General features: G+C 73.5%; 10 protein-coding genes and 1 pseudogene. 4 read left to right on the top strand and 7 right to left on the bottom strand.

What is annotated here, in order from left to right; translation table 11 throughout:
* Together ETD83_RS34660 and ETD83_RS34655 are read left to right on the top strand one after the other, a co-directional pair.
* Positions 1-335: pseudogene (locus ETD83_RS34660) on the top strand (ATPase); the annotation flags it as partial.
* A gap of 310 nt (positions 336-645) precedes the next feature.
* Positions 646-2301: a glycoside hydrolase family 3 protein gene (locus ETD83_RS34655; protein ID WP_138649431.1), complete on the top strand. Its 1656-nt coding sequence runs from the start codon at positions 646-648 to the stop codon at positions 2299-2301.
* A gap of 12 nt (positions 2302-2313) precedes the next feature.
* Here ETD83_RS34655 and ptsP read toward each other — a convergent pair whose 3' ends face one another.
* Genes ptsP through nagA form a run of 7 tightly spaced genes read right to left on the bottom strand, consistent with a single transcriptional unit; the run spans position 2314 to position 7985 of the window.
* A complete protein-coding gene (ptsP, locus tag ETD83_RS34650) occupies positions 2314-3996 on the bottom strand; it encodes a phosphoenolpyruvate--protein phosphotransferase (RefSeq protein ID WP_138649430.1) in 1683 nt (560 codons plus the stop codon).
* A 2-nt stretch (positions 3997-3998) separates the two neighbouring features.
* The gene (locus tag ETD83_RS34645; RefSeq protein WP_138649429.1) at positions 3999-4271 is read right to left on the bottom strand and encodes an HPr family phosphocarrier protein; all 273 of its coding nucleotides are present in this window, start codon (positions 4269-4271) and stop codon (positions 3999-4001) included.
* Positions 4268-4975: an HAD family hydrolase gene (locus tag ETD83_RS34640; protein ID WP_138649428.1), complete on the bottom strand. Its 708-nt coding sequence runs from the start codon at positions 4973-4975 to the stop codon at positions 4268-4270. Before ETD83_RS34640 ends, ETD83_RS34645 begins: the two co-directional genes overlap by 4 nt.
* A gap of 4 nt (positions 4976-4979) precedes the next feature.
* Positions 4980-5429 (bottom strand): PTS sugar transporter subunit IIA, encoded by a 450-nt coding sequence (locus tag ETD83_RS34635; RefSeq protein ID WP_138649427.1) that lies wholly within the window; start codon positions 5427-5429, stop codon positions 4980-4982.
* Between the two features lie 48 nt (positions 5430-5477).
* Entirely contained in the window at positions 5478-5768 is a 291-nt protein-coding gene (locus ETD83_RS34630; protein ID WP_268920530.1) for a PTS glucose/sucrose transporter subunit IIB, read from the bottom strand.
* A gap of 10 nt (positions 5769-5778) precedes the next feature.
* The gene (locus tag ETD83_RS34625) at positions 5779-6819 is read right to left on the bottom strand and encodes an SIS domain-containing protein (protein ID WP_138649425.1); all 1041 of its coding nucleotides are present in this window, start codon (positions 6817-6819) and stop codon (positions 5779-5781) included.
* The gene (gene nagA, locus ETD83_RS34620; RefSeq protein ID WP_138649424.1) at positions 6816-7985 is read right to left on the bottom strand and encodes an N-acetylglucosamine-6-phosphate deacetylase; all 1170 of its coding nucleotides are present in this window, start codon (positions 7983-7985) and stop codon (positions 6816-6818) included. Before nagA ends, ETD83_RS34625 begins: the two co-directional genes overlap by 4 nt.
* Before the next feature lie 178 nt (positions 7986-8163).
* Here nagA and ETD83_RS34615 point away from each other — a divergent pair, with 178 nt between their 5' ends.
* Entirely contained in the window at positions 8164-9501 is a 1338-nt protein-coding gene (locus ETD83_RS34615) for a PTS transporter subunit EIIC (RefSeq protein WP_407921541.1), read from the top strand.
* Between the two features lie 207 nt (positions 9502-9708).
* The gene (locus tag ETD83_RS34610; RefSeq protein WP_138649423.1) at positions 9709-10452 is read left to right on the top strand and encodes a GntR family transcriptional regulator; all 744 of its coding nucleotides are present in this window, start codon (positions 9709-9711) and stop codon (positions 10450-10452) included.
* The last annotated feature ends 2 nt before the right edge of the window (positions 10453-10454 follow it).

Here is a 10454-nt window from a genome sequence, read left to right as displayed (position 1 = left end):
TCAAGGAGGTGTACGGCCGTCCGCCCGCGGCGCTCGGCCGGCTCGGCCCGGTGGTCGCCGCCGCCGCGGCCGCCGGCGACCCGGTGGCGAGACGGATCACCGAAGAGGCCGCGCAGTGGCTGCTCCGCGACGTGGACGCGGTGCGCCCGGCCTTGTCCGACCCCCGCGCACCGGTCGTCATGCACGGCTCGGTGCTCCGGGAGGGCCCCGTCGCCGAGGCCGTCCGCACCGGGCTGCGCGACCGCTTCGAGGCGGCGCCGCGCTGCGCGGGCGACGGAGCCGTCGGCGCGGCCGGGATGGCACTGCGCCGCCTCGGCCACCCCCTGCCCGGCTGAGCGCTCGCCCGGCCGGACCCGGCCCCGGCTGTCCCGTTCCAGCCCGGCCGATCCAGAGAGACAGACGGCGCCAAGGCCGTCAGGGTTCACCGCGATGGACCCCACAAGATCCACATCCGTGGTCCTGGGGTCCATCGTGATCGTGCTGTTACGCGGGGGGCGGCGGTGGAAGGGGAGTCCGCCGTTGCGCCCTGCCCGCCCCCTGCCCGCCTCGTGTCCGCCCCTGCCCGCCGTCGCGCGGGCCGGGTCGACAGCGGGACGGCGAGCGGTTAACGTCGCGACGGTCCGATGCGACCGATGAACCGAGACCATGTCGGGGGGCCTGGTCAGGGTGCGTGCTACCCGTCCACTCGCGCTCGCGGCGGCGCTGACCCTGGCGGTCACCGCGGGCTGCGGCGGCGGAGACGACCGCGGCGAGGAGCCGCGCCCGTCCGGCGCGCCCGGCTCGCGGGGCGCCCAGCCGAAGGACCCGGACGCCTGGATCCCCGGCCACGTCGCGAAGATGAGCCTGGAGGAGAAGGTCGGGCAGCTGTTCGTGACGCGGTTCTCCAGCCGCGCCGACGCCCTCGCCAAGATCAGGAAGTACCGCGTCGGCGGGCTGATCTACTTCCCCGACAACTTCGGCGCCCCGGAGCGGACGGCCGCGCAGTCCAACGCGCTGCAGAAGGCGTCCAAGATCCCGCTGCTGCTCGGCGTGGACGAGGAGCAGGGCATCGTCTCGCGCACGCCGTTCATCACCGCGTTCCCCGGCAACATGGCGCTCGGCGCGACCGGGAACCCCGCCGACGCCCGCGCCGCCGCGCGGGTGACCGGGACGGAGCTGCGCGCGGTCGGCATCAACCTCGACTACGCGCCCGACGCCGACGTCAACGTGAACCCGCGCAACCCCGTGATCGGGCTGCGCTCGTTCGGCGCCGACCCGGGCCTGGTGTCAAAACTGACGGCCGGCGCGGTCGAGGGCTACCAGGCCGCCGGGGTCGCCGCGGCGGCCAAGCACTTCCCCGGGCACGGCGACACCGCCACCGACAGCCACACCGGCCTGCCGGTGATCAAGCACACGCGCCCCATGTGGGAGCGGCTGGACGCGCCCCCGTTCCGCGCGGCGATCGGCGCCGGCGTCGACATGGTCATGACCGCGCACATCGTCGTGCCGAAGCTCGACGGGTCCGGCGATCCGTCCACGCTGTCGCGGAACGTCCTGGCCGGGCTGCTGCGCGACGGGCTCGGCTACCGCGGCGTGATCACGACGGACTCGCTGGAGATGGCGGGCGTGCGGGAGAGGTACGGCGACGCCGCCGTCCCGGTCCGCGCGATCGAGGCGGGCGCCGACCAGCTGCTGATGCCGCCGAGCCTGCCGCGCGCCTACCGGGCGGTGATGGCGGCCGTCCGGTCCGGGAAGCTCCCCGAGCAGCGGCTCGACGGCTCGGTGACGCGGATCCTCAAGCTCAAGCAGCGGCGCGGCCTGTTCCAGGACACGGCCGCCGACCCGGCCAGGGCCGACGCGGTGATCGGGACGGCCGCGCACAAGGCCGTCGCCCGCCAGGTCGCCGAGCACGCGGTCACGCTCGTCCGCAACGACCGGAACGTGCTGCCGCTGAAGGGCAGGAAGGTCGCGGTCACCGGCCCGGCGAGCGGGACGCTTCGCGCGGCGCTGCGCCGCCAGGGGGTCGCGGTGGCGCCGCCGGGCTCGGCGGACGTCACCGTCCTGACCACCCTGAACGCGGGCCTGGCCACGGCCGCCAAGGTCCGGGCGCTCGGGTCGAAGCCGGTCGTGGTCGCGGCGCTCGGCCGTCCCTACGACCTCGACTCCGCCGGGGGCGCGGCGGCGGCGGTCGCCACGTACTCGTCCAGCGCCGTGTCGGTCGACGCCCTCGGCCGGGTGCTGAGCGGCGCGGTCAAGCCGACGGGCCGGCTACCGGTACCCGCGGCCGGGGAGCAGGTCGGCCACGGTCTCGGCTACCAGTAGCCGGCCCCTCTCTCACACACCCAGCTCGGTCAGGCCCGGCAGATGGGCGCGGGCGGCCTCGCGGGCCTGCCCGGCGGTGCGGGCTGCGCGGGCCGCCGCGGCGGCCTGGCGGCACTCGTCCAGGGTGTGCCGGACGAGCGCGGCCCGCACCAGCGGCAGGGACGGCGCGCTCATCGACAGCGATGTCACACCGAGGCCGACCAGCACGCACGCGAGCGCGGGGTCTCCGGCGGCCTCGCCGCAGACGCCGCACGGGACGCCCGCGCCGGCGGCGGGGGCGACCAGGTCGAGGACGGCGGGCTGCCACGGGTCCTGGAGGTGCGCGAGCCCGCCGACCTGCCGGTCCGCAGCGCATGCGTACTGCGTGAGGTCGTTGGTGCCGATGCTGAAGAACTCCACCTCCGGCGCGAGGTCGCGGGCGCGGAGCGCGGCGGCGGGCACCTCGATCATGACGCCCGGATGCGCGATGCCCGCCTCGCGGCAGGCGGCGGCGAAGTAGGCGGCCTCCGCCGCGTCCGTCACCATCGGGGCCATGACCTGCAGCTTCGTTGTCAGTCCTGTCGCGGCGCGGGCCAGCGCGGCGAGCTGGGCGGCCAGGACGTCCGGATGCCGGCGCGACATCCGCAGGCCGCGCTCGCCGAGCGCCGGGTTCGGCTCCTCGCCGGGCGCAGGCAGGAACGCGAGGGGCTTGTCGGCGCCCGCGTCCAGCGTCCGGACGACGACGCGCCCCTCCGGGAACGCCTCCAGGACGGCCCGGTACGCCTCTTCCTGCTCGTCGTCGGCCGGCGCCTTCTGCCGGTCGAGGAAGAGGAACTCGGTGCGGTACAGGCCGACGCCCTCCGCACCGTTGGCCAGCGCGGCCTCGACGTCCTTCGGGCCGCCGATGTTCGCCAGCAACGGCACCTTGTGCCCGTCCTTCGTGGCGCCGGGCCCGGTGGAGTCCTCCAGGGCGGCCGTGCGGGCGGCGGCAGCGGCGCGGGCGGCGGCGACCTCGGCGTCGGACGGGTCGGGACGCACCGTCCCGGCGGCCCCGTCGACGAGGACGCGCGTGCCGTCCACCAGTGACATGGCGCCGGGCAGCGCCACGACGGCGGGGACGCCCATCGTCCGGGCGATGATCGCGGTGTGGCTCGTCGGCCCGCCCTCCTCGGTCACGAACGCGATGACCTGCGCCGGGTCGAGGACGGCCGTGTCGGCGGGCGCGAGGTCGCGGGCGACCAGCACGAACGGCTCGTCCGACTCGGGGACGCCGGGCATCGGCAGGCCGAGCAGCCTGGCGATCGCGCGGTCGCGGATGTCGTCGAGGTCGGTGACCCGGGCGGCCATGTACTCGCCGGCGCCGGCGAGCATCTCCCGGTAGACGCCGAACGCCTCGAACACGGCGCGGGCCGCGCCGATCCCGCGGCCGGTCCGGGCGCGGACGTCATCGGCGAGGCCGGGGTCGCGGGCCATCAGCGCCTGCGCGCCCAGCACCTCCTCGCCCATGGGGTTGCCCACCGCGGCGGCGCGGGTGGCGCGCTCCTCAAGATCGGCGGCGACGGCCTCCAGCGCGGCGAGGGCCGTGTCGCGCTCGGCCGCGGCGTCGCCGCCGTGCCGGGACCCGGCGGGCGGTTCGGGGACGGCCCCGGCGATGGTCCGCACCGGTCCGGCGCCGACACCCGGGCTGACTCCCGCGCCCTGCAGAACCTCCGGCACCGTCAGGACTCCTCGGGCTCCGGCGTCGCCAGCAGCTTCTCAAGATCGTCGAGCAGCTCGTCCGCGCCCGCGCCCTCCGCGGACAGGACGACCTCCTCCCCGTGCCGGGCGTCCAATCCGAGCACGGCGAGGATGCTCTTGGCGTTCACGGGGGCGCCGCCGGGCTTGCCCACGGTCACCTCCATCGGGGCCTTGGCCGCGGTCTGGACGAACAGCGCGGCCGGCCGCGCGTGCAGCCCCACCCTCGACTGGATCTTGACATTGCGCTCGGTCACGGCACACTCCTCTTGGCTTTGGTTCTGTCCCGATTGGCATTTGCCGGCACCCGCAGCGCGGGGCCCGGCACGACGTCCACGTCCTCGAAGTCGGCGACCACATGGTCGGCCCCGGCCAGCGCGCCCGCCGGCTGCGTGGTGGCGAGGCCCACGCACGTCATGCCGGCGGACTTGACGGCCGCGACGCCCGCCGGGGTGTCCTCGAACCCGACCGCGTCCCCGGCCGGGACGCCGAGGTCGCGGGCGGCGGCCAGGTAGCCCTCCGGGTCGGGCTTGCCGGTGCCGACGTCCCCGGCGGTCACCACGATGTCCATCAGGCCGCGGACGCCCAGCTCGTCGAGCAGGCCCTCGGCATACGAGCGCTCGGCCGAGGTCACCACGGCGAGCGGGACACCGCGCCCGGCCAGCGCCCGGACGAGTTCGACCGCGCCGGGGACGGGCGCGGACACCGGCATCCCCGGCGCGTTCTGGTAGGAGACGACCTGCTCGAACAGCTCCTCGACCGTCCGGCCGGGGAACAGGTGCGCCAGCTCCCCGAGCACCTCGAGGCCCCGCCGCCCCGCGAACGAGGCGATCAGCGCGTCGTCGTGGGGGACGCCGTGCGCGTCGAACAGCCGCGACCACTGGGCACGGCTGCGCGGCTCGGTGTCGATGAGGGTGCCGTCGAGGTCGAACACCGCGGCTCCCAGCCCGATCACCGTCATCCGATCAGTTCCATGTGAACAGCTCGGCCCCCTTCGTCACCTCACCCGACTCCACGATGTCGGACAGGGCGTCGGCGCCCGCGTCCAGTGCCACGACCGCGCAGACCGGCGAGCGCCCGCCCGCCTCGATGAGGGCCGGGTCCCAGGCGACGACCGGCTGGCCGGAGGTCACCTCGTCGCCCTCGGCCGCGAGGAGCTCGAAGCCCTGGCCCTTGAGCTTGACGGTGTCGATCCCGAGGTGGACGAGCACGCCGTGGCCCTCGGCGTCGACGACGACGTAGGCGTGCGGATGAAGTTTGACGATCTTGCCGGTGACGGGCGCGAGGGCGTGGCCGGGGGCGCGCTCGGGGTCGACCGCCGTGCCCGGGCCCACCATGGCCTGGGCGAACACCGGATCGGGCACGCCGGCGAGGCCGACCACCCGGCCGGAGACCGGTGACAGTACTCGGGTCATCAGCGGGGTCTCCTTAGAGGGTCGTTTCGTCGTCGGTGGGGTCAGGGGTTATTCGAGGATGTCCTCGATGTCGCTGGAGAGGGTGTCGGCCTCGGTGCCGACGACGACCTGGACGACGGTGCCGCTGCGCATGACGCCGAACGCGCCCGCCTTCTTCAGCGCGGCCTCGTCGACCTTGGAGCCGTCCTTGACCTCGGTGCGCAGCCGGGTGGCGCAGGGCTCGATGTCGATGATGTTGTCGGCGCCGCCCAGTCCGGCGACGATGGCCTCGGCCTTGTCCATGTTCTTCTCCTCGTCCGGGGTGGGCCCGGTCCGGCTCTCGTCGCCCGGGCTTTGCAGGGGGTTTGTCTTAGTCTGTCTGGGTGACCTTGTTCAGGCCACGGGGCACGTCCGGGTCGATGCCGAGCCGGCGGGCCAGGTTCTCGACCAGGATCTGGCCGGGAACGATGAGGCCGAGCGGGGCCGTCCACTCGGGCAGGGCGGGGCCGGGGAGCGCCGCCGAGCACGCCGCCGCGAGGTCGGGGCCGCCGCCGACGCCGTAGGCGCGGGCGCCCGCGCCCTCGACCCGCCTGGCCAGCGCGACCGTGCCGGCGAGCGTCGGCCCCGAGTCGGCGGCGACCAGCAGCGCGGGGGTCTGATCGTCGACGACGGCGATCGGGCCGTGCAACAGGTCGGCGTACGACAGGCCCATGGCGTGCAGGTAGCACGCCTCCTTGATCTTCAGCGCGAGCTCCAGCGCGGTGCCGAACGCGATGCCGCGCCCGGACACGACCGTGCCCGGCACCTTCGCCAGCTCCTCGACGATCTCGGGCAGCGCCGCCGACGCCTCGGTCAGCTCGATCATCCGGGCGACCTCGCCGGGGACGCGGCGCAGGTCGTCCTCGGCGACGTCCGCGCCGAGGCCGAGCGCCAGCACCGACAGCGCGGCGAGCTGGGTGGTGTAGGTCTTGGTCGCCGGGACGGCGATCTCGGCGCCCGCCTCCGTGAGCAGGGCGACCTCGGCGATCTCGGCCAGCGGGGAACCGGCGCCGTTGGTGACGGCGACCGTCCGGGCGCCGCAGTCGCCGGCCCACCCGAGGGTCTCGACGATCTCCTCCGTCTTGCCGGACTGGCTGATCGCCACGGCCAGCACGCCGGAGAGGTCCAGCCTGCGCTTGTAGGTGGTCGCGATCGACGGCGCGGCGAGCGTGGCCAGCCGTCCGGCGTGCGACTCCACCAGGTAGCGGCCGTACACGGCGGCGTTGTCGGACGATCCGCGCGCGATGAACAGCACCTGCCGCGTCTCGCGGGCGAGCGCCCCGAGGTCGGGGGTGCGCGGCAGCAGCGCGTCGATCGTCCGGCGCAGCGCGTCCGGCTGCTCTCCGATCTCGGCGCGCATGGTACTGGTCATGATCCCCCTCCGAAGACGTTCTGCCCGTTGACCCAGGTCGTACGCGCCCGGTGGTCCGGCCCCAGCCAGACCAGGTCGGCGGCGGCGCCGGGCGCGATCCGGCCGAGGTCGGGGCGGCCGATCAGGTCGGCCGGAACCCGGGTCGCGGCGTCCACCGCCGTGACCGTGTCGATGCCGATGCGAATGGCGTTGCCGACCGCGTCGTCCAGCCGGAGGCCGGATCCGGCCAGCGTGCCGTCGGCGCGCAGCGGCGGGCCCTCCGCGGGCATCGTGATCGGCTCGCCGCCGAGCTCGTAGGTGCCGGGCGGCATTCCCGCGGACGAGGCCGCGTCGGTGACGAGCACGACCCGTCCCGGCGCGGCCCGGAACACCAGCTCGGCCACCTTCGGCGCGACATGGTGCAGGTCGAGGATCAGGCCGGGGCTCAGCCGGTCGTCGATGAGCGCCTGGACGGCCACGCCCGGGTCGCGGTGGTGGACGCCGGTCTGCGCGTTGAAGATGTGGGTGACCTTGCGGGCCCCGGCGTCGGCGGCGGCGGCGACCTGGTCGGCGGTCGCGTCGCTGTGCCCGACGCTGACCACCACGCCGGCCTCGGTCAGCGTCCGGATCGCGTCGAGCGCGCCGTTCCGCTCGGGCGCGAGGGTGACGAGCTTGACGAGCCCGGTCTCCAGCAGCGTCGCGAGCGCGCCGGGCTCCGGGTCGGTGAGGTGGACGGCGTTGTGCGCGCCCTTGCGCTTGTCCGACAGGAACGGTCCTTCGAGATGGACGCCGAGGACGCGCGTCCCGTCCGGGAGGTTCGGGAGGAGGTCGCGGGCGCGGCGGAGGGCGGCGGCCTGCGTCGCGACGGGGGCGGTGATGAACGTGGGGAGGAACGCGGTGACGCCGGTCTCGGGAAGGCGGGACACGACGGTGTGCCAGCCGGCCTCGTCGGCGTCCACCATGTCGTGACCGAAGAAGCCGTTGACCTGGAGGTCGACCAGACCGGGGGCGAGCAGCCCGGTGGGGAGATCGTGGTCGGGCGTGCCGAGCGCGGCGGGCGGACGGCCCTCACCCGCCTCGACGATCACACCGTTCTCCGCCCGGACGTATCCCGGAGAGAGTACGCGGGTAGGAGTGCCCGCGGGGGTAATGATCATGCTGGAGGCCGTGATCAGTAGTGATGCCATGGATGAGCACTCTCTGTGACACGACGATCGCTGGTCGTTAACGCCCGGTCCAACTGGTCTAGTCCGGACTAGACCAGTACGCACCATACTCCACGAATCGGATGAAGATGAAGATGCGGGCCCGAACTCGTCCGGTATCGGCTGCCGGAAAAGCCGCCGGTCCGGAAGGTGATCGACGGTGAGCACCACGGCCGCCGTCGGCGGTGGCGGAGGCGGGGGCCGCGGCGTCGGCGGTGCCTGGTCGGCGACGTTCGCGGTGCTGCAGCGGATCGGCCGCAGCCTCATGCTGCCGATCGCGGTCCTGCCCGCCGCCGGGATCCTGCTCCGCCTCGGCCAGGACGACCTGCTCGGCGTGGACGGTCTCGGCTGGAACCGCATCGCCGAGGTCTTCGCCGCGGCGGGCGGCGCGCTGCTGGACAACCTCCCGATCCTGTTCGCGGTCGGCGTCGCCATCGGCTTCGCCAAGAAGTCCGACGGCTCCACCGCGCTCGCCGCCGTCGCCGCCTACCTGGTGTTCGACCGCGTCTCGAAGGTGATGTTCTCCCACACCAGCGAGCTGAAGGCCATGGTCGTCCAGATGGTCCAGGCGGAGGACGGCAGCCTGGAGGAGACCGTCGCCTACGGGCTGACGAACCCGACGCAGGTCCTCGGCGGCATCGTCGTCGGGGTCATGGTCGCGCTGCTCTACCAGCGGTTCTACCGGGTCAAGCTGCCGTCCTGGCTGGCGTTCTTCGGCGGCCGGCGGTTCGTGCCGATCGTCAGCGCCGCCGCCGCGCTGGTCCTCGGCGTGGTCTTCGGGTTCGTGTGGCCGACGCTCGGCGGCTGGATCGACAGCTTCGGCGACTGGATCACGGGGGCGGGCGCGTTCGGCGCGGGCGTCTACGGCGTCGCCAACCGGCTGCTGCTCCCGTTCGGGCTGCACCACATCCTGAACTCGCTGATCTGGTTCGTGTTCGGCACCTACCAGGGCCCGGACGGCGTCGTCCACGGCGAGATCAACCGCTACCTGGCCGGCGACCCGCACGCCGGGACGTTCCTCGCCGGGTTCTTCCCCGTCCTGATGTTCGGCCTGCCGGGCGCGGCCCTCGCCATCTGGCGGGCCGCTCCCCCGCACCGGCGCGGCGCCGTCGGCGGCCTGATGTTCTCGGCCGCGCTCACCGCGTTCGTCACCGGGGTGACCGAGCCGATCGAGTTCTCGTTCATGTTCGTCGCGCCCGTCCTGTACGGCATCCACGTCGTGCTGACGGGCGTCTCCCTGGGCCTGCTCGCGGCGGCGGACGCGCAGCTCGGCTTCAGCTTCTCCGCCGGGCTGATCGACATGCTGCTGAACGCGACCAAGAGCAACACCCGGCACCTGTGGATGGTGATCGCACTGGGGGTGGTCTACTTCGTGCTGTATTACGCGATCTTCACGTTCGTCATCAAGAGGTTCGACCTGCAGACCCCGGGCCGGGAGCCGGAAGAGGACATGCCGCCGGAGGCCCGGCCGGACACGCCCTCCGAGCGGGCTCCCTGACCTGCGAGGACGTCGATCTTGGTCCCTTCCAGGCGTGACCCGGTCGTTACGAATTCGTGCATTGACATGCCTTTCGGTCCTGTGGTCTAGTCCGGCCTAGACCAGTCCGAACCAAAACCAATGCCTCTGTCGGCCCTCTAACCCACCCCATCCGTCGAAACCCGGCGAATCCCATCGATCCGGCCCCCGGCCATCGAGGAAACCCCCGTGACGACAATCGACCCGCACAGTCCGGTACCGAAGTACTTCCAGCTCCGCGCGATCCTGCTCGACCTCATCGAGAGCGCGGAACTGCCCGTCGACGCCCCGATCCCGTCGGAGCGCGAGCTGTGCGTCCGGTACGGGCTGTCCCGCATGACCGTGCGGCAAGGCGTCGACCAGCTCGTCTCCGAGGGCCGGCTGTACCGCGTCCCCGGCAAGGGCACCTTCGTGGCCCGGCCCAAGATCGAGATGCCGCTGCGGCTCGTCTCGTTCACCGAGGACATGCTGAGCCGCGGCCTGCGTCCCGGCGCGATAGACCTGGACCGGCGGACCGTCTACGCGGACGCCCGCCTCGCCCGGATCTTCGAGGTCGAACCGGGAACCGAGATCCATGTCATCGAACGCCTGCGCACCGCCGACGGCGAGCCGATGGCCCTGGAACGTGCCCACATCCTCGCGTCACTCGCACCCGACCTGCTCGACCGCCGCCTCGCGGATCGCTCTCTGTACGGGGTCCTCGAAGCGGTGTACGGTCTCGTCTTCGACGCGGGCGATCAGACAATCGACGCAAGTCTGGCCGACGCCGCGGACGCCAGGCACCTGCAAATCCCAAGGGGCAGCGCAGTGTTGCTCCTCCAACGCCGCTCGTACACCGGTGGTGTGTGTGCGGAGCTGGGCGTGTCGACCTACAGGGCGGACCGCTACCAGATCCACACGGCACTCGGAAATCCCCCGCCGCCCCAGTCCTGATC

Source organism: Actinomadura soli (assembly GCF_005889715.1).
GTDB classification, from domain to species: Bacteria; Actinomycetota; Actinomycetes; order Streptosporangiales; family Streptosporangiaceae; genus Spirillospora; species Spirillospora soli.
This window is presented reverse-complemented; position numbering and strand designations above follow the sequence as displayed.